Annotated in this window: 28 protein-coding genes; 1 reads left to right on the forward strand and 27 read right to left on the reverse strand. The window is 49.1% G+C overall.

Going from position 1 to position 20,343, the window contains the following annotated elements:
• Nucleotides 1-4 precede the first annotated feature (4 nt).
• The 27 genes from FLL45_RS16540 to FLL45_RS16670 all read right to left on the reverse strand — a co-directional run bounded on the left by FLL45_RS16540 (nt 5) and on the right by FLL45_RS16670 (nt 20,021).
• Entirely contained in the window at nt 5-976 is a 972-nt protein-coding gene (locus FLL45_RS16540) for a contractile injection system protein, VgrG/Pvc8 family (protein WP_142943203.1), read from the reverse strand.
• 26 nt (nt 977-1,002) lie between these two features.
• Nucleotides 1,003-1,218 carry a tail protein X gene (locus FLL45_RS16545; RefSeq protein ID WP_142943204.1) on the reverse strand — a complete coding sequence of 72 codons (216 nt, stop codon included), beginning with the start codon at nt 1,216-1,218 and terminating at the stop codon, nt 1,003-1,005.
• Nucleotides 1,215-1,613 carry a phage tail protein gene (locus FLL45_RS16550; RefSeq protein ID WP_210247217.1) on the reverse strand — a complete coding sequence of 133 codons (399 nt, stop codon included), beginning with the start codon at nt 1,611-1,613 and terminating at the stop codon, nt 1,215-1,217. Before FLL45_RS16550 ends, FLL45_RS16545 begins: the two co-directional genes overlap by 4 nt.
• Nucleotides 1,614-3,929, reverse strand: coding sequence for a phage tail tape measure protein (locus FLL45_RS16555; protein ID WP_142943205.1), 2,316 nt, complete (start codon nt 3,927-3,929; stop codon nt 1,614-1,616). It lies immediately after the preceding gene.
• Nucleotides 3,930-4,108: 179 nt separating this feature from the next.
• A complete protein-coding gene (locus FLL45_RS16560; protein ID WP_068642731.1) occupies nt 4,109-4,354 on the reverse strand; it encodes a phage tail assembly protein in 246 nt (81 codons plus the stop codon).
• Nucleotides 4,351-4,593: a hypothetical protein gene (locus FLL45_RS16565; RefSeq protein ID WP_142943206.1), complete on the reverse strand. Its 243-nt coding sequence runs from the start codon at nt 4,591-4,593 to the stop codon at nt 4,351-4,353. Before FLL45_RS16565 ends, FLL45_RS16560 begins: the two co-directional genes overlap by 4 nt.
• A 9-nt stretch (nt 4,594-4,602) precedes the next feature.
• On the reverse strand, nt 4,603-5,106 hold the full coding sequence (locus tag FLL45_RS16570) for a phage major tail tube protein (protein ID WP_068642727.1): 504 nt from the start codon (nt 5,104-5,106) through the stop codon (nt 4,603-4,605).
• Between the two features lie 11 nt (nt 5,107-5,117).
• Nucleotides 5,118-6,353 (reverse strand): phage tail sheath C-terminal domain-containing protein, encoded by a 1,236-nt coding sequence (locus FLL45_RS16575; protein ID WP_142943207.1) that lies wholly within the window; start codon nt 6,351-6,353, stop codon nt 5,118-5,120.
• Nucleotides 6,346-6,849: a hypothetical protein gene (locus FLL45_RS16580; protein ID WP_142943208.1), complete on the reverse strand. Its 504-nt coding sequence runs from the start codon at nt 6,847-6,849 to the stop codon at nt 6,346-6,348. Before FLL45_RS16580 ends, FLL45_RS16575 begins: the two co-directional genes overlap by 8 nt.
• 4 nt (nt 6,850-6,853) lie before the next feature.
• Nucleotides 6,854-7,339, reverse strand: coding sequence for a 2OG-Fe(II) oxygenase family protein (locus tag FLL45_RS16585; RefSeq protein ID WP_142943209.1), 486 nt, complete (start codon nt 7,337-7,339; stop codon nt 6,854-6,856).
• Nucleotides 7,336-7,869, reverse strand: coding sequence for a hypothetical protein (locus FLL45_RS16590; protein ID WP_142943210.1), 534 nt, complete (start codon nt 7,867-7,869; stop codon nt 7,336-7,338). The genes FLL45_RS16585 and FLL45_RS16590 overlap by 4 nt, the downstream gene beginning before the upstream one ends.
• A gap of 3 nt (nt 7,870-7,872) precedes the next feature.
• Nucleotides 7,873-8,841 carry a phage tail-collar fiber domain-containing protein gene (locus tag FLL45_RS16595; RefSeq protein ID WP_142943211.1) on the reverse strand — a complete coding sequence of 323 codons (969 nt, stop codon included), beginning with the start codon at nt 8,839-8,841 and terminating at the stop codon, nt 7,873-7,875.
• Nucleotides 8,841-9,476, reverse strand: coding sequence for a phage tail protein I (locus FLL45_RS16600; RefSeq protein ID WP_142943212.1), 636 nt, complete (start codon nt 9,474-9,476; stop codon nt 8,841-8,843). The genes FLL45_RS16595 and FLL45_RS16600 overlap by 1 nt, the downstream gene beginning before the upstream one ends.
• The gene (locus FLL45_RS16605) at nt 9,469-10,365 is read right to left on the reverse strand and encodes a baseplate assembly protein (protein WP_142943213.1); all 897 of its coding nucleotides are present in this window, start codon (nt 10,363-10,365) and stop codon (nt 9,469-9,471) included. Before FLL45_RS16605 ends, FLL45_RS16600 begins: the two co-directional genes overlap by 8 nt.
• Nucleotides 10,362-10,688, reverse strand: a complete 327-nt coding sequence (locus FLL45_RS16610; RefSeq protein ID WP_246075850.1) for a GPW/gp25 family protein — start codon at nt 10,686-10,688, stop codon at nt 10,362-10,364. Before FLL45_RS16610 ends, FLL45_RS16605 begins: the two co-directional genes overlap by 4 nt.
• Nucleotides 10,689-10,702: 14 nt before the next feature.
• Nucleotides 10,703-11,284 (reverse strand): phage baseplate assembly protein V, encoded by a 582-nt coding sequence (locus FLL45_RS16615; protein ID WP_185964512.1) that lies wholly within the window; start codon nt 11,282-11,284, stop codon nt 10,703-10,705.
• The gene (locus tag FLL45_RS16620) at nt 11,268-11,771 is read right to left on the reverse strand and encodes a hypothetical protein (RefSeq protein WP_185964513.1); all 504 of its coding nucleotides are present in this window, start codon (nt 11,769-11,771) and stop codon (nt 11,268-11,270) included. The genes FLL45_RS16615 and FLL45_RS16620 overlap by 17 nt, the downstream gene beginning before the upstream one ends.
• Nucleotides 11,771-12,304, reverse strand: a complete 534-nt coding sequence (locus FLL45_RS16625) for a phage tail protein (RefSeq protein WP_142943217.1) — start codon at nt 12,302-12,304, stop codon at nt 11,771-11,773. The genes FLL45_RS16620 and FLL45_RS16625 overlap by 1 nt, the downstream gene beginning before the upstream one ends.
• Nucleotides 12,305-12,318: 14 nt before the next feature.
• A complete protein-coding gene (locus FLL45_RS16630; RefSeq protein WP_142943218.1) occupies nt 12,319-12,642 on the reverse strand; it encodes a head-tail joining protein in 324 nt (107 codons plus the stop codon).
• Entirely contained in the window at nt 12,632-12,976 is a 345-nt protein-coding gene (locus FLL45_RS16635) for a hypothetical protein (protein ID WP_142943219.1), read from the reverse strand. Before FLL45_RS16635 ends, FLL45_RS16630 begins: the two co-directional genes overlap by 11 nt.
• Before the next feature lie 9 nt (nt 12,977-12,985).
• Nucleotides 12,986-13,996 carry a major capsid protein gene (locus FLL45_RS16640; RefSeq protein WP_210247218.1) on the reverse strand — a complete coding sequence of 337 codons (1,011 nt, stop codon included), beginning with the start codon at nt 13,994-13,996 and terminating at the stop codon, nt 12,986-12,988.
• Between the two features lie 40 nt (nt 13,997-14,036).
• Nucleotides 14,037-14,420, reverse strand: coding sequence for a head decoration protein (locus FLL45_RS16645; protein ID WP_142943220.1), 384 nt, complete (start codon nt 14,418-14,420; stop codon nt 14,037-14,039).
• Nucleotides 14,417-15,709 carry a S49 family peptidase gene (locus FLL45_RS16650; protein WP_142943221.1) on the reverse strand — a complete coding sequence of 431 codons (1,293 nt, stop codon included), beginning with the start codon at nt 15,707-15,709 and terminating at the stop codon, nt 14,417-14,419. The genes FLL45_RS16645 and FLL45_RS16650 overlap by 4 nt, the downstream gene beginning before the upstream one ends.
• Nucleotides 15,706-17,217, reverse strand: coding sequence for a phage portal protein (locus tag FLL45_RS16655; protein ID WP_210247219.1), 1,512 nt, complete (start codon nt 17,215-17,217; stop codon nt 15,706-15,708). Before FLL45_RS16655 ends, FLL45_RS16650 begins: the two co-directional genes overlap by 4 nt.
• Nucleotides 17,218-17,266: 49 nt before the next feature.
• Entirely contained in the window at nt 17,267-17,494 is a 228-nt protein-coding gene (gpW, locus tag FLL45_RS16660; protein ID WP_142943222.1) for a gpW family head-tail joining protein, read from the reverse strand.
• A 21-nt stretch (nt 17,495-17,515) separates the two neighbouring features.
• Nucleotides 17,516-19,531, reverse strand: a complete 2,016-nt coding sequence (locus FLL45_RS16665; RefSeq protein WP_210247220.1) for a phage terminase large subunit family protein — start codon at nt 19,529-19,531, stop codon at nt 17,516-17,518.
• Complete coding sequence (locus tag FLL45_RS16670) at nt 19,479-20,021, reverse strand: elements of external origin (protein ID WP_142943223.1); 543 nt, start codon at nt 20,019-20,021, stop codon at nt 19,479-19,481. Before FLL45_RS16670 ends, FLL45_RS16665 begins: the two co-directional genes overlap by 53 nt.
• 73 nt (nt 20,022-20,094) lie before the next feature.
• Between FLL45_RS16670 and FLL45_RS16675 the strand changes: the two genes are divergently transcribed.
• A complete protein-coding gene (locus FLL45_RS16675; protein ID WP_246075851.1) occupies nt 20,095-20,340 on the forward strand; it encodes a hypothetical protein in 246 nt (81 codons plus the stop codon).
• The last annotated feature ends 3 nt before the right edge of the window (nt 20,341-20,343 follow it).

Genomic DNA, 20,343 nt, shown 5'->3' on the forward strand with positions numbered 1-20,343 from the left:
TCAATCAATTATTGGGGACTTCAGCATCACACAGTGTTTGCAGTCCGCTCGCATCGAGCTGATGCTCAACCCGAGTCACAAACCACTCGCCGTTAACCGGGTCACGAATGCCGCCGACTCGCAGCTTGCCTTCTGCTTGAACCAATGGATTTCCAAGTAGCGTCAGTGACAAGGTAGCGGTTCCTCGCATCAGGCTTTTGAGCTTGGCACTAGCTGCTGCCGCTGCCTGTTGAGCGTTACTGTAGGTATGACGTATGGCGAAGACAGGCTCACCATCACCAACGATGATGCTCTGCTTTACGGCATTATTGGCATCGTGCCAGAAGGCTTTTACCGCTGAATATTTGCCACGCTCTGCCTGAGTAAATCGATGGCGTTGTATATGAGAGGGCAACACATCTAAAGTCTTTATTGCTTGCCCTGTGGCTGAACGGGCTTCGCCTTTTGGTACGAAAACTAAGTTACCGGCTGCGGGCTTAGCAATGGCACCGTGTGCACGTGCAAGCCGTGTTAATAGGTGCAAATCAGATTCATCGGTTTGATCTAAATGTTCCAGTACAAACCGATCTAAGGCCTCCGAAATTTTCGGTTCTAACTCATGCTCTGCCGCAATCGTTCGCACTAAGTCACCCAAGCTCAGGCTATCCCAACTGCGTGATTTAGGCGCTTTAAATGACGCTCTCATATCGGCAGCTTTCGCTCGAATCGTCAGTGTTTGAGGCGGTCCGGAATGTTCGATCTCATCAACGGTATACACACCCATGGCGACGAAATTATCTTTGGTGACGCCCAGCGACACGACCAATTCTGCACCATGGGCAGGCCATTCAATGATTGAATCTCGATCATCCAGCTGGATCTCCAAAGCGTCGGATTGGGTACCAGATTCATCGGTAAGTCGAAGGGATAACAAACGATCACGAATCACCTCTGTAATATCTTGCGCATCAGCAATGATTCGAAAGTCAGGCCGCATATTTCACTCCAAATTAAATTTTCCAGTCAGTCCCAAAGCCGCACACGATCGGTTTGCCCCTGTAGTTTTAGTTCAGGTAGTTCAATGATCACACCAGCTTCATACACTGAGCCAAGCGCAGCTAAGCCGGGGTTGTGCTTCAGCACTGCTTCAACAGCCTCACTCGAATACCCATAGAATTCAAGGCAAATGCGGTCGAGCATGTCGCCTTGTCGAGTCCGATACTTCGCAGCCGTATTCATCGGGTATCATCTCCATAGCGAGAAAGGCTCAGTTGAAACGTCTGCTTGAGTGGTTGCCCGTTTGGCTGGAAAACCGTTTGGCCTTCGCTGATCTGTTTGATGACCCATTGCCCCCAGACAAAACCAAGCCCATCAACCAACACAAGTGGCAAGCCTTTGCTGGCCTCAATACGCATGGCCTCCACTTGAGTTAAGCCGCCGCGAAAATGCGGGTAAATGAGCCCGTTCAATTCGATGGTTTCTTCCCCTAGTCCAATAAATTGCAAAGCAGGTCTGCGTAGCAATCGCTCTTGTGACTGCCAGCGGTATGTTTGGCTTCGTTTAAAGTCTTGGTAGGCGGCGGTATCTAAAGAAAAGCGAAAAGCTCCCAATGCCATCATGGTTTCACTCATCATTCACCCTCCGTCAAAAAGCGCACCTCGACGCTCAGTGGCAGCTCTCGCTTCACGCTGCTCTAAGGCACGTTGTACTTCTCCAGCAATCGCCCGTTCATCCATGCCAGGTGCGGCATGAATTGTGATGGGCGCATCAATAGCGACACTGTTTTGCTGATAATTTGCAGGGGAAACAGCTTCGATTCTGGGAGTGACTTCGTTGCTGCCATCAGGTAATGCCATCACTGGCTGAGCGGCCAAAACACTACCAACCGCTGCAGTCGCGACATTACGTTTTCGTTGACTATTGCCAGAACTTGGAGACTGGGACTCGTCATCATCAAACCAGCCAGCCACAGCATCCCAGGCAGCACCGAGTAACTGAAAGGGTTTAGCGAGCAAGTCCAACTTACCAAGAAGCCAATCCACAGCGCCGCTCGTGATTTCTTTTACGCCATCCCAAAGGCCAGAGAAAAACTCGCCAATAGGCTCCCAATGCTGAAACAGTAGATAAGCTGCACCAGCCAGTGCAGCAATACCCGCGATAATTAGACCAATGGGGTTGGCAGTCATAGCAATATTAAGCGCCCACTGAGCCGCCGTGACGACCCCCATGCGCACAGCACTTAATGCTGACAACACATTCACTCGAGCCATACCCAGTTGCGCCAGCGCTAAACCAGCACTTAAGGTTCGGTAGGCTGTCATCAACGAAAGCACACCGCCTTTGAGAAAGGTAAAGGCGTAAGCACCTGCAATGGCAGAAACCTTTATGGCGACCAAGCCCGCGGTTGCACCCACAATTACTTTCGTGAGCATGGGGTATTCTTGTGCGGCACCAGACACCCAACTGGCCATGCCCGCAAACAGTTCAGCGCTTGCAGCAATGGTTGGTAGCAATAAACTACCGACACTAATGGCCACGCTCTCTAGCGCACTGCCCAGTCTTTTGAGGCTACCAGAGGTAGTTGCACTCATTTTCTGAGCCATGGCATCAGCCGTACCCTGGGCTTTTTGTAGTTGTTGAATGTAGCTATCCAGCGCGCCTGTTCCGGCTTGCTTAAGTAGCTCAGTCATACCGGCCGAAGCTTCTTCACCGAATATTTGTTTGATTGCTTCGGCTCGCTCTGCCGATCCCAACCCCTCAGTCGCTTGCGCTAATTCCTGCAACAACTCGGGAACCGAGCGCAAATTACCATCAAGGTCTTTGACCTCAACACCAAGTGTCGCCAAGGCATCGGCAGCCTTTTTAGGTGGTGCCGATAACCTGAGGAACGCAGCCCTTAATGCCGTACCCGCCATACTGCCTTGGATGCCCACATTGCCAAGCAAACCTGCCATCGCGGCAACTTCTTCGATGCTGGCACCTGCGCTACTGGCAACCGGTGCGGCATACTTCAGGGTGTCACCCAACATCTGCAAAGTAGTGTTCGACGTAGTAAAAGTCGCCGCCAGCACATCACCCACACGATTCATATCCTGGGCTTGTAGCGAAAAACCGCTCAATATATTGGAGGCAATATCCGCCGTATCGGCCAATTCGCTGCCTGCGGCTTGAGCAAGGTTCAACATGCCAGGCGTAGCTGCAACAATCTGATTGGTGTTAAAGCCCGCCATCCCCAAGAAAGTCATGGCCGACGCTGCCTCAGATGCTGAGAACTGAGTTGTCTCACCCAAGCTTCGTGCAGTCTGCTCTAGGTTTTTTAGAGACTCATCGCTTGATCGAGTAATGGCTCCCAGTCTTGCGATGGATTGCTCAAAGTTCACCGCAATGCTCACCGGTGCTGCAACACTGGCCCCTAAGGCAACCACATCGAATAGCTGTCCACGCAAATCTGCTCGACGAGATTTGTTGGCTTCTTGAGCCTGCATGGCTTGATTCAACCTGCGATACTTCTGACTTAAGCGATCGAGTGATGCACCAAGACGAGTGTTTTCACGCGATAGCTCTCGCGTACTTACACCAGTTTGTTGAAGCTCTCGTCGACTGCGCTGAAGTCGGTCACGCTGTTTGGCCAGTTCTGCAGATAAGCGTTGTGTTTTTTGCTTAGCTGCTTCAAAAGATTGCGTCAGTTGTTTTGACGGTTGCTCGGTTGAGGCCACCTCACGACGCAAACGAGATAGTTCTCGGCTAGCTGCTTCGTAAGCAACTCGCGCTTTACCAACATTGGCCTCGCCCAACTCGACTTTACGAATCGCACTCTGCTGATTCTTCAGACGATTAATGGATGTGCCTAACTGGTTTAACTGCGCTTGCGAGCCACGAACAGATGTCCGAAAACTCTGGCCAATGGAGGCACCTATTTGAAGTGCCAACTTAAATGACGAGTTAGCCATTAAGACACTCCCTTAAAAACAAACTGGCACTAACACCAATAGAACCTGGGATTAGGGCCGTTTTGGCAATACGTCGAGCCAGGCCATTAATTCATGGCCATCAAGCTCTAACAGTTCAGATAATTGCCAGCCGGTATGGCTAGCCAAGGCGATCACGGCTCTGCGAGCATCACGAGGGTTTAAGACAAAAAATCCTGATAGGCCTTTTGCAGTTTTGCGTAATCGGCCATGTCCAACTCCAACAAATTATCGGGCGATAACTCACTTAGATTGGCAAAGAGCTGAATTTCTTTTTCAGCATCGTTATCCACGCTTTTTTCAACACTGAGCATGTCTCGAACCTTTGGCCTGCGCAGTTGAATAACTCCAACCTTCGCACCATCGATTTCTATCGAGTGCGTTAATTCAATTTTTACCTTGCTCATGCTTTTTCAGCCTCGCTGTCTTTGGTTGTTTCGGTAGTCTCTGTCGGCTGGCTGGCCTTTAACTCGGTATTTTCTTTTACCAGTTCAGCAATCCGGTCGGCAGCGGCTTTATCTGGAGTGATAAAACCACCATTGCGAAGCGGCCTTGCTTGCGACTCGGTCAGAGAAAGCTGATCACCTAGCGTGACTTTCTTTCGGGCATGCGTAGTGGGTTTAATTACATAGTACGTTGCAGTCATAGCGGCCTCTTATAAACCTAATGCGCTGCGCGTAGCAGCCAGTTGATCAACTCCACCGATGGTGCGAACCATATTGGGAATATCGATTTCATGGAGAACGTCACCACCGTGTGTCAGCTTGTAGTAACGTAAAGACAAGCTGACTTTGAGCGTGGCTTTGTCTCCTGGCTTCCAATTACCAGGATCCATTTCTCGGACGATGCCTTGAAGGTTTACGACCACTGGTGTTTGTGTGCCATCATCGGAAACCACTGCGCCACGAATGCTCAGTGGTGTCAATTGGCCGGGCGCTAAACCGAATAACTTGAGTACGTTTTTATCGAAGCGAGTTAGCGTAAATTCACTTTCGAGCTTCTCCATCCCCATCTCGACTTCAATGGGTGCATCCATACCACCGTTTCTGAACTCTTCTGTTTTAAGTGCAAGCTTTGGCAAGGTTAATTCTTCAACATTGCCTGCATAGCCACGCCCATCCACAAAGAGCGCCATGTTTTTTAAAATATCATCAAGCATAAGTCGCTCCTTTAGGCGGCATCTGGCAGTACTTCTACCAGATAGTCATTGACCAAATGGCTTCGAAAGGTAATGTGCTCGGCTGGATAAGGCGGCGTAAAATCAAAGTCGATATACACCTTGCCCTGAGAAATCTGATCAGGCGTATTCAACTCTGGATTAGCCCATGCTCGACCGTTAATAATCGCACCCACTGTTTGCAAATGACGCAAATAAGCGTTCACGCCTTCGAGCACATCCTCGATATAGGTCTTCGTTATATTCCGATCTACCGCCCACATATGCGCTCGCAGTAACGATTCATTGATCATGTCGGCGGTTCGTCGAACACTTAAAAAGGCCCACTTCGGATCAGCGCTACAACTGCGATTACCCCAAAGTCGAAATCCATCTTTCTGGATAATGGTGGCCACTTCATTTTCATTTAAGAAATTGGCGCGTGCATTGACATCACCCAATGCAAAATCAACACTTCGAGCAGTACCCATCAAACCGCGAATTTCACGATTAGACGGTGACCACCAGAAGCCGCGCTCTGCATCTGACTTAGCAATCAACCCGGCTACTCGTGCACTGGCTGGACGCACGACTTCGATGTTGTCTGCGGCATCCCAAACGCGAACCCAAGGATCAATTAGATACAGTCTTGGGCTACCAAACATTTGTCGGTAATCGATGGCTTCTTCATCGTTGTAATTCGGTCCATCAGCAATCACAACCGCCCGCAGCCGCTCAGCAACAGAAAGAAGTTCATTGGCTACGGCTGGGTGATGACTAAACTCAGGCGCGATCAAAATACGGGGCGTGACATGCACTTCGCTTTCGGCAGCGAGGAATGCCTGGATACCAAGATACTGACCGGTTTCATCATCAATGCCTCCGATGACCTGGCCGATGTTTGGAAACCAAGGGCCTGCCATTGCCAAACGAGGACCCTCTTCTTCGATGAGCGAGGGCCATTCCTCATCTTCACCAAACCAGTCCGGCACACGGATCAGAACGATCATCGCTCCCGTTTGATCGAAGATATCGTCAATGGCTGCAGGCAAGGTTCCGGTTCGTCCCAAACCAGCCGCTTCACTGCGTTTACCCGCAATTAAAATAGGCGTGTGATAAGGGAATCGGTCTTCATCTGCATCGGGCGCTGTGCCGATCAAACCGATAACGGATGAGCGAACCGTTTTTATTGGGCGTGGACCAGAGTCGATTTCAACGACCTCCACGCCATGGAGAAATTGTTCAGGCATTTGGCTTCACCTCAATATGATGTAAAAACAGGAAACAGAGGTACCAGTCATCCTGCTGAGTGACAGGTACTTGATGTTCGTTTGCCAAAGAAAAGAAGTAAGCATCTCCGGCCTTGTTGGTTAGCCCTTCGGCTTTGCCTGAATCCCACAATTCAAATACACCACCATCGTTAAGCGGTATAGATAGGCAGTTAAATAGTGGTTTGGCTGCTAGATAGCGATCTAATTGCCCCCCTTTGGGAAAGTGGAGTAACCAGGCTTCATTGGCATTTTTTCGAAGCTCGGCTGGAAGCGAAGCATCCACCATAGATTTAAGTGAATCCGGCATGTGCCAGTATTTGAGAAACTGGTATTCGGAAAGCACTTCATTGCCGCTGGCTCCCATTCGCCGCAATAAGCCTTGGCTTGCTTTAAACAAACCGATTTTTTCCTGAGCTGCAGACAATAGCTGTCCGCACTTCTCATGACTGAGCAGTGATGTGAATGTTTGATGCATGGGTTTACCTGTAAAGAAAGACGATGACGTATCGTTCGGAATGCGCTGGAGGCACTGCGTGGATTAAGTCGACCTGATCAAAACGAATAACCTGCCCAGCTTCATCAGGAATTTGTTCTGGCTTACTTAAGTCATTCCCGTGATACCACTCAAAGCAACCGCTGCCCGACTGTAAGCACAATAAGGCAACCGCCAAATACCCTTCATTATCGATGTGCGGAGGCATACCGCCTTGCTTAGGTGTTTTATTTACAACCCAGTCTTCCAAGTCATAGCCAAAGAAATTAGGCGCAGTGTCATCAATTAACTGACGTATTTCCTGAGGGACGGATTCACGGCCACAAGAGAAGTAGTGACCAACCTCTCCACTAAGACCAACATTCGGTTTATGGCTTCGGCGATCACGCCAATAGGCCGTATCAAGCGCGCTTAATTGAGCCCTGATGTTGGCTGCCACATTTGACTCGAGGTGCTGACATCGAGAAATCATTGCGGTGTCCCTGGGTGCGCTTCACGGCCCAGAACCTCATGTAAGCCACCCTCAAGCTGGGCGTTCAATACCTCACGCTCTTTGGCTTTATCGCGATACTCATATCCGTCTTGAGTAGCGTATGCCATCTTGTATCGCTCATTATTCGACACAATTGAATCAATGTATTGGCGCATCGAGCGATACTCACTCAGCAATGACTCATCAATGGTTGAATCTTCGATAAGTTTGTCGAGCACGCCATAAACTACATTTAGCTGATGATAGTAACGGTACTCTCGAAAGATTTTATCCTGACAATCGGCGTCTAATTCCGTTTCAGTAATGACTGTTTTTTGCTGCCCTAAAGGGACTACGGCACCTTCGGAAAAATTGCCTTGCCACACCTCAGTTTCTGGATCCATGTCGACCGTTTTATATTTGAAGTGAACATCGCAGCAGGCAGACTCATCCAACTTCATATCATCAGTGGCGTAAGTAATACCGATGTATTCGTCAGTGAATTTATTAAATACGACTATGACGTTCATGTATTACCCCCAAAAACCATTGGTGCTTGTGGCAATCGCTCGCCATGCGCCTGCTCTAACAAATGTGGTTGTGTATTCATCGGTCCACCAGGCACTGCCATTTCCTGTACCTCGCACATAGCGATTTTTATAGCGAACCTGAATATGGTCGTTATCTCTAAAACCACTGCTGGGATGAATTGCCAATGCCCAATTAAGTGCCGTACTGGCGGTTGAGGTATTCCCCGTAGACCTCACATCGACATAGACTGCTCTGGGTGCATTAACTAAACGCAAATAGCGGTCGTCATGATTATGCGACGAGGGTGGATACGTCTTAGGCTTGCTATCAATCTGAGACCAGGTATGGCGATGCGATGAAGGCGGATAAGCTGAAGGTTTACCATCGATCTCACTCCAAGGGTGCCGGTGAGATTTTCGAGCATACCGAGCGTCTCCATGTAACCGCACACCGCGTGGCGTGATCACTTCGTTATTGATGCTACCAGCGGTTGCTTCACTGTCCGTTGAAAATCGAACCACACCTAGCTTGGTCGTGGTGGCCGGTGCAAGGTTTACCGTTCCATTACCGATCACATTAATACTGTTGGCTGGTAACGCGCTTAGCACAATATCAAAGGCTAATAGTAAATCGACACCCGGCGCTTTATACGCAAGCGGTTGAGTTGGATGACTCCAAATCGCCAATAGCGTTCCATCTTCCAGGTAGAAGCCAACTTCTCGCACCCAATATCCAGCTTGAGTACCATCCTCAATCGCCGTTATGTGGATTTGGTTAGGTGATATCTGATCACCATTGCCAACAGGAACACGGCGTTTTTCCCGCTTTAACTTTGTCGCACTCGCAGACGGTTCCCAACCCAGATCACCCAAAGCAACCGATACGATGTTGGCTTCGAGCCCCGAATTTGTCGCGTTAAACACGGCTGTGATGCCTGCTTGTGTAATAACGGGTTTAAATGCTGAACTCATTACAGCTCCATACTCATTCTAGTAACCGAATGGCCTTGATTAATGCCTCCAATATTGAGGTCACCATCTAGTCCGGCTCCCAGGTAAATGAACTCGCCATCTACCCGTTTTATCGCGAGGGATTGTTGAACTACGCCAATACCAAAATCGCTATCAAACAAAATACCGACTTTAAAATCGTAATGACTTCGGACCGGCTTGGAGTAATCAATGGCTCGCTTCAATGCATCGTAATAGGCTTCGGTCAACACCGGTTCGTGATTGTCTCGAAAGTTGTCACCAGCCCAAGCCATCACCGAGAAAGTATGCGGTGTGCTTTTTGTCTCGAACCATTCGCTTAACTCAACTTGAACACCGAACACGGCCATCGCTTTTTTCACCGCTGACACAGTGCCTTTGCGGCGATGAATTTCGATGCTATTAGCGATTTGCTGCCGTTTAACAGACGTTGGCCATGCACTATTCCAATTGTCGACGGACAACGACCATGCCAGCCAAGGCAATAGGTTTTCAGGGCATCGAAACGGATCCCATAAATGGTTGATATTGACTGGCAGGCTGCTGCTTCGCTTAGTTACCAGCGAAAGGTTTCGCTCAGTTTGTGTTGCATTGAAAGGCAATAAAGACTCATTCATCCACGCCCCCTAGTGTCACTTCAACCGATTGACACCAAGCCGCTTCTTGATTGGCCACCTGAATAGTCTGTGTCGGCGTAATTAGTTCAACGCGCTGTATACCTGGCTGATGCAATGCAGCGTATAGGCCAGATAAAGTGATGTCGTTACCGAGCAGGTGATGGTTGCGAACATAATCATTCACTGCATTCACCGAGGTTTCTTTCACGACCTCAGCATCGGGACCCTCGTATAAATACAGTTTTGCATGCACGTCGTAGTTTATGATTCGGCAGGCTTTGACTGTTAGCTCGTCTGTCAAAGGCCGAACTTCGTCAGCGTTTAAAGTCTGGAAAACCTCATCCAGCAGCTCACTTGAGGGCACGCCTTTGCCTTGCGTGGACAGCACTGTGACATCGACCTTTCCGGGGGATGGACTGTCGACATCCACATCTTTAACCTGGGGGCTTGCCGCAAGAGCATGGTAAACATAACTGCCTATTGGACCAGCCGTACTATGTCCTTCTAAACTGAGTTGGACACGTTTTCTAAGTCGCTCATCGCTCTCATAAGTTGGCTTAACAGGAGGTAGCGCATCTGGATCGCCTGGACTGATCAATTGGCGTGTCACGCCGAAAAAAGCTGCTAAGTTATCGAGGTCAGAACCGATTGCATAGGCCAGCATGACGCCATGAGCAGAGTCGTTAATTCTCGCTCTGATCAGCATCTCTCGGTATGCAGCGACCTCTAATATTTTGTAAACGGGATCACTTTCTAAAAATGCGTTGAAAGAAGCGTCTCGACTGATTAAGTCATTTAGCATCTCTTTCAGAATTTGCTCAAAGCTTAATGGCTCAATAATGTCTGGCGATGCAAGCTCTGCTAAATCAATCGCACTGAATCCACTCATAACATTAAACCCTCCAAGCGCATTTTCTGATTCTCAGGAAGGTAGTTTCCTTCAACGGCCAGCTGTATTTTGCCTGGCGATATCGATTCGACCTGCACCCGAGTAAGTTCAAATCGTGGCTCCCACCGCAGCAAAGATTCAGCGACCGCAGAGTAAATCTCCACAAGGAGCGCTCGATTAACAGGTGCGTCAACTAAGTCATACAAACGTGAGCCATAGTCACGACGCATAACTCTTGAACCAATCGGCGTCGTTAAGATATCCACAATCGACTGGCGTAAGTGATCTACACCAGACAGTGAGTGCCCAGTGGTTCGATTCATGCCATTCATAAGATTTACTGTGATTGGTTGGGTGGTGCTGTTGAGCCGGGACCAGATTTAATACCGCTATGCGTGTGTGCGTTATAGATATCCCGGTCTGCCTGCATTGAGCGAGTATGGTCTTTGATATCTTGAGTGGCAGTAATATTTCCTTTCACCAAAACATCACCAACAATTTCCACACCGCCCTCTGAAATTAATTGCGTACTTGCGCCACTGGGTAACACCGCTTTCAAATGGTGTGCTTTACGATCGTATTCGATCACTGCACCATCGCTGTAAGTTATGCGATGGTTGTCTGCTGAATTGCCGTTGGCAGGTATGCTTTGCTGATTGATCGATCCAAGAACCACGCCTTGCATTAGTTCACCGCTGGGAGATAACACAACAACTTGCTCACCAATTTCCAGCGGCCACCAGCTTCGATCATTTCCCGCTCGGTTCACCATCATGGGCAACCATGCACTAGTGATCTCACCCACAACAACCTTTGCCTTGGGGATTGAGCCGCTATAGTCAGCCTCGATAACCTTTGCTAGTAACACCATGTTTGCAAGTCGGCGATGTAGCTCAGTCACCTCAAATGCTAAGTTCATCTGCTGCTCCAGAATCACTGTAAGAACCATCACCCCAGCCGACATTGATTATCGAGGGAATTGCATCCTCGCCACTCCAGAGGTTGTCACCAACACGAACAGCATGTGTCCATTCCAAAAGCCAGATCGAATGCCCTTGTAGTTCAGGCGAAAAATGATCAGGCGTCGCTTGTTTTATATTGGCGCGGCCAATGTTTATTTCCGACCAATGATGGTTGTAAAGCCAAGACATCGCTTGCTGTACTAAAGCCCAACCATGCCATTGTGGCTCCTGATCTGAAAATAGTATTCGCGCCTCCCAGTGAGTGGTTAACGCAAGTTCACCGGTACCAGGATCACGGCCGGGCTCAATTTCTACGAGATCAATCAACACAGCCGGAAGTCGAATATCATCACGTCTTTTTGGGAAAGCACTGCAGTGAGCAACGCCTGCTATGTCAGCAAAGCCTTCCTGTAGTGCATCGAATAGCGTTTTAACCTTATCCATCATGCTACCCGTAATAAATAATTGAGCTCTCGTTCAAAGATACGCTCGAAGTTATCCATCAAGCCCCGCTCGGATAGCGATTCCATCTCATCACGCAATCGTCCGGTGATGACAATTTGAACCTCTTGAATGGGAAGCCGAGACTTCGAACGCCGACGAAATACACCTTGGTGCCCATTTGGCATTTGAGCGATAAACGCATGATCAAATTGGCGCTTAGCAACCCTGACGCCAGAAGCATTCTGACGCGCTGCTCCCAACTTGTGCGCCTTAATCACACCAGCCTTTTGGTTCAGCCCTACAACAATCGAGGGTTTGGATGGTCTGGCGCGAACCACAGATAAACTGTTTCTGACCAACCCAACTTTTACATTGGATTTTTTCGCCGTGATACTTGCAAGGTGTGACCTTGCCCAGCGAGCGGTTTTATTCAAAGCGCGCACTGCTGCGGTATTCACCTGTTGCTCGGTCGCCGTTAGTGCTTGCTGCCACGACGCCAAGTCTGGCGTTGTTACAATATTAACTGCCAGCATGAACGCCTCCTGACTTAGTCATAAATGGGTAATGCCAGAGCCACCCAAACCAATTGATGAAGATCCAATCGCGGTTCGGCTTCTATTCGATAAACCCGTCCATCAATTTCAATTTCATCACCTCGACTGGGTGAGCTTACTTCCGACACGCGAAACTCCAGTTGTGGTTGTTCGGCATGCATATGACCATCTCCCAATTCAAACAGCTGCTCAGGTCGGCGAGCAATAACTCTTACCGACAGAGACTGGCTGTTTGATTGGGTATAAGTGGCATCTCTGCCTAGGTGATTAAATTGACTATCAATGGCTCGTCGAAATCGAGACTGACTATCCATCATTGGTCAGCGCCTGATATTCATCCCAAGCTTTATCGCGATCAGAAGCACTGATGCTTTGACCAATGATGTCCTCGATCGCTTTTACTGCTGGCTTACCATCTTTACCAAAATCATTAGGCTTGAGGTCATCAATCGCATCTAAGATTGCATCAACTAGGTGATGCGCCTTGCCCAGTTCATCCTTAGAGGAGCAGGCTTTATCATCGGCCGCGAAGCCTCGCTGAATGAGTGTCTCAGCTTCTTCACGACTTACATTGATAGACTCCCCAGGATAAACAAATTCATAGGCACCGGGTTCACCGGTGCGCAAGGTAACAGTTGTTGTTATCTTCATGGGGGGCACCTATCGAACAGTTGCACAGAAGGTGGCATTAGGACGGTAAGGCACAATCAACGGTGCGGATTGCATCAAGAGCCAACGCACCGCAGGGTCTTCTTCCAGCCACGACTTGGTAAAGTATCGGCTGGCGCGATAGTTAGCTTTTTCATCCTGAATCACCCCGTAACAACGTGTGCCTTCGAGCAATCCCTGACTGGCCAACAGTACCGTGTACTCAGGCAGCATATTGCGGGCTACACCAGCATCGTCAACGTAGGAGTCGTTGTAGACCCAGAAATCAAAGTCGCCCACCGAGCCAACGTATCGCGCTTTATCGTTAGCCTGGCCCCGCAAGATAGGATCAATGACCAAGGTGTTTGACGTGCCTCGGCGCAGTTCTAATAGTCGCTCCACTTTTGGATCAGCCTTAAAGACACGCCAAGCTAAAGGGTCCATGACAACAGTTCGGGCTGCAGCACCAGATTTAATCTGTACCAGACCCGCCCAGTCCTCAATATCATCGAGTACTTTAACGCCGGTTTCTCCCCAGCGAGTCGCGCCTGTTAGCGCTTGTGTCAAAGCAGGGTCACGCTGAAAATCGATGACCTGCGTTGGGTAGTCTTCGCCCGTTACAGTGATCTTGCCCGTTCTCAACGCCTCAGCTGCCATAACCTCCTCTCGGCGAGTAAGGTTTTCAACCTGGTTAGTTAGCGATCGATTCAATGCCGCTTCGCGACGATCCATCGCCTTCAAATTACCGCCAATGGTTTCACCAATTTGGCGCTTCAACGGAGCATTAGGATCAAAGCGACGTTTATCTTTTACATAGGCCGGTTTAAAGCTACGCGTTTCAAACCCTTCAGTGGCAACCACTTTGCCTTCAACCAAAGGCGAAACAAAAGGCACCAAACGGGGTTTTGATTTATCAATATCAAAGTGAATTTCTTCACTGTCTTCTGTCTGTATTGATGCGAAAAAGGTATCCAGCAAAAAGGATGCTGGACGATCCAAATGCTCAACCACACGATTGAGCACGTGAGTAGAAAAAATATCCATGAAAGAATCCTATTGCTAGTTAAGCTTGATTGTTGCGAAGAAAAATTGATCGCTCTCGAAAAGCAATCGAGACCGATGCGGGTGAATGTCCGGGACCGATCGTCAATGCATCTGCATTAAACTCACCGGCAAGGTAAACGTGAGCCTGAACATCACCCAATGACGCATCAGTATCGTGAGCCAAAATTGCATCTGGCTCTTCTGATCCATCATTTTCACCTGCGTCACTCAGGACATAAGTACCTGATGCCGCTACTCGGCCAAGCACAGATCCTGCAGGCAATGTTGCTCCACCGGTGATAGTCACGACACGGATGATACGAGGAAACTCACCTGCGATGAGGTTGTCGTGAGCCAGACTTCCTTGGTCCGTAAATCCTTCAGCTATTCCGGGCAAACTCATACGGCACCTCCGTTTGAAAATTGGGCGATGCGCTTAGCGACTGTTTCTGCATCATCTGTTTCTTGTTCAGGAGCATCAGGTTCAATCGCAGGATTGGTAACCGTTGCCATGACTTGCTCAAACCCGGTATTCGTCGCTGTAGAAGGCGCCTCGGTTTTGACCGGTGACGCGTTCAGCGTGGCCAAGGCCATATCGACCGTCATGTCCGTAGAGAATGCTAAGTGCTGAGCCAATTGCTCTCTGCCTTTAGCCGCCTCCGATGAGACAATCGCGCCAATGCGCTCACGTTCCTGCTGAATGCCTTGCTGTGCAGCCTGTTGTTGGGTTGAAGCAACGGTTTCGCTTTGAATGGCTTCTACCAATTGCGGGTAATTTGCTTTTAATGTTTCCAGACTGAGGGTATGGCTCTCAGCATCCTCAGTCTTGCGGGTTTTGTCAGTCATCATGCTGTCCTCAAGTGCTAGAAAAGAAGAACCCCGCAACTTGGCGGGGTTCTGGTTGTTGATTTGCTGTTGAATAATGTTTTCAAGGCTTCCTACATCATCGGCGAGCCCTGAACGAATGGCGTTTTTGCCGACAAAGACATCGCCGCCACCAAACTCTTTTAAAACGGTGGGAGGATCAACACCGCGATGTTTCGCTATCGAATCAATAAAGACTGATGCCAAGTCATCAATACGAGATTGGAGCCGGGATTTACCGTCATCGCTGTTCGGATCTAAGCGCTTGTATGGGCTTTGTGATGACACAATTTCAAGTACATTCTGGTCGTTACTGTCTCGATACACGGCGACAACCCCAATGGAACCCAGCAATGAAGTTTCAGAAGCAATAATTTGATCACAGGCTGAGGCTATCCAATACGCACCTGATGCAGCATCACCCGATGCATAAGCGATGATGGGTTTCGTACCTCTCGACTCATAGATCATGTTGGCAAATTCAGCACAGCCATTAACTTCGCCTCCCGGCGAGTCGATATCTAAAACAATGCTATGCACATCGGGATCTTCCAGGGCTGAATTAAAATCCTTAGCCAAAACCTCATAGCTCGAAGCACCACTGATGGCGGTGAATAAGTTTGCATATCGAAACAGCGGGCCAACAACAGGAATAACAGCGACTCCGTCGCGAACTTCAGTAACGTAGGTATTATCTAAATCCCGTCCGAGCTTCGCAGAAACCGCCTCGATAGATTCGTTTTGGCGTGAAGCAATCGTTAATATGTTATTAAGAGCAGTCTCGGTAATGGCCCAGGGTTCACCGGCTGCATGATTCCAAAACTTCATTGACTATCCTCTGCAGTTGGAGAAACGTATTGAGACGTCTCCGTGTTTAAACCCAGTTCTCGCATCTTGGCTTGTTCCCTTGCTCGTTGCTCGAGCACTTCTTCCCAATCTAAACCTTGGGTAGCGCATTCATCTTCCAGCGTCGAAAGGCCGGTTTCCAAGCGAATTTTTGATGCTTTAGCTTCCTTAACAGGGTCGATCCAACCCCGACCAGGACCAATCCATTTACATCGACACCACAAAGCTTTGTTTTGGTAAAAGCCTGGTGCTTCGATCAAGCCTTTGTTGATCGCTTCCTCAAGCCATAGCTCGTAAACGGGCTTCGCCCAATAAGTTGCCAGCCAATGACGTCTGCCGATGAAATACCGCCAAGCTTCCATGAGTGCTGCACGAGCTGACGAATAATTCGTTTTTGAAAAATCCTTCATCAGCAATTCGAAGGGCAAATTTAAACCCGTTCCAATATGCCTTAGGATATTTTCAACAAAACTGCTGTATGCCGAGTTCGGACGACTCGGTGTGAATGGCGCGACTTTATCTCCCGGAAATATTGGAATGACAGCACCACCTTGAAGCTTAACTTGCCACTCATTACGAGCAGCCATGTAGTCCTCTACGGAACCGCCAAACATTTCGCTGATTGACTCACCATCTAAGGGGGTTTCAATAAATGCAGCGATCATGGCATTCACAACTGCCGCCTGCATTTCGGAGCGCTCGTAATGATCGAGCATTTTAAAAAGCGGCATGATGCTGGTAAAAATCGGTTTTCCTCGATTCTGCCCGGTACGTTCTTTGTCGTGCACATGGATAACTCGTTGTCGGCCAAATCGCGTTCTTGCAGGAATTCGTTCAAACTCCTGACTAAGACCAGCAACACCAAGTAATTGATCGCCCGGATGAGTTTTCGCTATCCAATAGGCTAAGGGAGCACCATAAACATCGACCTCGATGCCTCCGCGTATTTTTCTGTCATTGAGCCGGTCATTCGGATTCCCTAAACGATCTGGCTCGACTAATTGAATCGTCGTAGCGAAAGTCTGGTTTCGTTGTGGAAGCCAAAGAGGCAAAGCGAGTGCTTCGCCATTGATAAGACCAGAGCGAAACATCTGCGTGGTCAACCCGTTAAAGGTAAGATTTCTCGCCGCATCACAATCTGTCGTTTCAGCCCAGCTGCGCCACAAAGCCTCAGTCTTTCTCGACCAGCTGTCGGCCCAGTCTTTATCTTTGCCAAGGGCTTTGTAATCAGGTAATGCCGATAGTCGCAGGCCAGTACCTACGACATTGTCCACTAGCGTTTGGATTGCTCCAGCGGCGACGCCATGGTTTCTCGCTAAGTCGCGAGAGCGTGAAACCAGTGTGGACAGTTCATCAAGCAAGTCTGCATCAGGCGAACCGGCCATGGGACGCCAGCTGGATAATTCTCGTGCCGAAAGTGACGCGCCTCTATGGGCTGTATCTGCGGCAAGCGGCAAGCCATCAGGCCCTAAGATCATTTGATTGCTCATAGCGCCTCAATTAGCTCGAGTTACTTGGGTAACTCAGGTTTTTCTAGTTTTAAAATCGCATGAATAAAGGTCCGCGCCTCGGGCGTCGCTCCTTTGCAGCAATCTCTATTTTGAGTTTTGCGATATACGCATTAAGTTTGTTGATATCTGATTGCGCATAAGTCGTTGCGCCGTATCCACCCACGGACACGGTGACTTCTAGCTCACCGATCATCAATCGGTGAAGCGCACTTTCTGCCTCAACTAATCGCTGACGTAATGTGGATAAATCACTCATGGTTTTATTTTCCTACCCTCGTTAAAGATAAGGGTCATCTGCCATAACAGAGGCTCGTTGACGAAACGAGTTAATGGCTTTTGGCTTCGTTGGTTGGGCAGTCTCACGCTCAACTGCTGGGCTTTGCTTTGTTTCACCCAGAGCATTTTCAAAACGCTTCCACTGCACCTCTTTAAATCTGTCCAATCCATATATGCTCGCTGCAGCGCGTGCATAAACTCGGCAGTCCAATGCTTCGTTATTTCGAGCAGGATCTTTTTCCCAGGTCGCTTTTGGAAACCCTTTGTGCATTCGAATAATGCGGCGCTCAGCGGTCAGTTGTTTAAAGTACTCCTCGCCATACTGGGGAAAGTGACAGGTACCCGGTGCGAAGCTTTCACCTGTAGCAAGCTCTTCATCAGTAAGCCTCGGTAGTTTCAACCAGCGATAAAGCTCTACTTTGGCAACCGGACCACTGACATTCCAAACTCTCAATCCCCGACGTTTGCCACCGGTATCGGCTTTTGACACATTGAGGATTAGTGCGGTTTCAGTATCGCGCCCCTTAATGGCGACGACCGTTCTCGGCTGTGATGCTCTCGCACCAGCGCCACCCCATACTGCCTGAGGATACTGCCGCACCCAACCATACACATCTTGTGTTGCATAACCAGAATCGACGCACATAACTCGTATTGGTAAGGTCGAACCCAGTGCGTGCGGCCAGTCTTTTGAAAGAACCTTATCCAGTTTTTTCCAGACTTCAGGTTGTGCGGTATCACCGTCCAACACCAAATAGTCAACTGACCAAGATTCTTTATTGCGCCCCCAAGCAACAACCTCGCATTCCAATCTATCCCGCTGAACATCGACACCCGCAGTCAGGAACAAGCCACCCTCAGGCACTACTCCTACGCTGTAGGATTCACGGCGCTCGTATAAGCGTTCCCACTCAGGGGCTTCAAACTCTTCTTCATAAGATTCGCCAAGAACCGTATTCACAAAGCCTTTCATCAAATCCGGGTTTTGCTGTGCGCTTTCAAACACACGTGCAGCATCTTCCCAAGAAAACCAACCCACAGGGCTGTATAGCGATGACAAGTGATAACCTTGTGTATAACCATCGCCCTCGGCAGTGGCTTGCCAAAATCCTTGATTCAACATCTCTGTCTTTTGATGCTCAGCAATCAGAGCTTCACAGGACTCACAGCAATACTGCGCTGTTTCTGGTTTACCTTCTTCCCATCGTAATTGCGAAAATCTCAAAGGTTGAGCATGTCCGCAAGAAGGGCAAGGCACATAGAAATAGCGTTGATCTGAGCTTTCAAATTCTCGCTGGATACGTGATGTGCTTTTAATGGTCGGCGTGCTCACAAGCAGTATTTTTCGTCGGCGCGCAAACGTCGCACTTCGGCGTTCTGCCAGCAAAATAGGATCGCCTTCACCTTCAACGTCTCCCGGATAACCATCTACCTCATCCATAAACAGATAACGCGCAGGCATAGAGCGCAGACCAACTGCGCTATTCGCACCGGTCATAACCAGTACGCCGCCCGGGAACTCTTTTGAGAGCACCGTGTTACCTGAATCTCTGCTTCGCGCTGGGGCAACACGCGCCCGGAGCTCTGGCACATCTTCAAGTTGCGGATCAATACGCTGGCGTGAATTACGTTTGGCCATCTCAACGGTTGGAGAAACAGCCATCATCGGACCGGGTGCCATGTGAATAACATAGCCAATCCAATTGTTACCGGCTTCGGTACCGCCAACCTGAGCACCTTTCATAAATACAACGCGCTGGACCGGAGACGAAACGGACAAGCAGTCCATTATTTCTTGTAGATATGGCGTTCGCTGAGTTCGCCATCGGCCAGGCTCCGCAGCAGACTTTGGCGAAAGTACCCGATACTCATCAGCCCATTGAGAAACAAGCAGCATCGGATCAGGCTTGATGCCTTCTTTCCATGCTTTTTCTAACTCTAGAGCGCCTTCATAAAATTCAGAGTCAATCGACCTTTGGCTGGATGTCGCTAAGCTCGGATAGGTGCTGTCTGACATAGGACTCCAACATGACGTGCATCTTGTGCGGGTCAACCTCCAATTCTGCAGCCATTTGAGCCGAAACCCTTGCTGGCCAGCTTAGCCAAGCATCTCGCTCAGATCGAGCCATACGAAAGACATGAGCTATGGCCTTGGCACGATCGACCAACTCTTTTTTAAGCTGCTGTAATTTGATTCGATTAGTTTGTGCTTTCAGCACTTCATTGGCAGTTCTGGCTTGCATATAGGTGGTGCCACCACCGGTATTGCCACTTTCACTTAGGGTATCTGCGACCGCATCCAGTGCCGCTTTGGGGACTACTTTTGTCGCACCCGATGATTTGCGTTGCTGGGCGCGATCCGTGTTGCGATCCCATTGCTTGTCGACTTTATCGATATCAATCGTGCCATCAGATTCCGCTTGGATACGGCCAGACTTAATCGCTTTCCGCACTGCAGTATCAGATACCCCTCGATGTTTGGCATAAGCCCGCAGTGATACACCCATGTTTTAACCTGTTGTTTTTAATCGAATTAATAAGCAGAAATGAGTTGATAAGGCCGCTGAATGAAGCGTTCATGTGCTTAACAGAACAGCATTTGGAGACAACAAAATGGCCCACAAACAAGACGCATTAGACGCTTTTTTAGCCCGGAAAGCCGAAATTGATAATGCACTTGAGCGCCTTCAGGCACTCAGCGATGACCACTTCAACGCTCACCCCGACGAAATCAACTGGGGGCACGTGGGCGATCTGGGGCACTACGCCGAACTCCTCAAACAAATTACCGATTCAGCCTTTAAAGAAGGCGAACATGCCGAATAAGGA

Source organism: Aliikangiella marina (assembly GCF_007004765.1).
In the GTDB taxonomy this organism is placed as follows: domain Bacteria; phylum Pseudomonadota; class Gammaproteobacteria; order Enterobacterales; family Kangiellaceae; genus Aliikangiella; species Aliikangiella marina.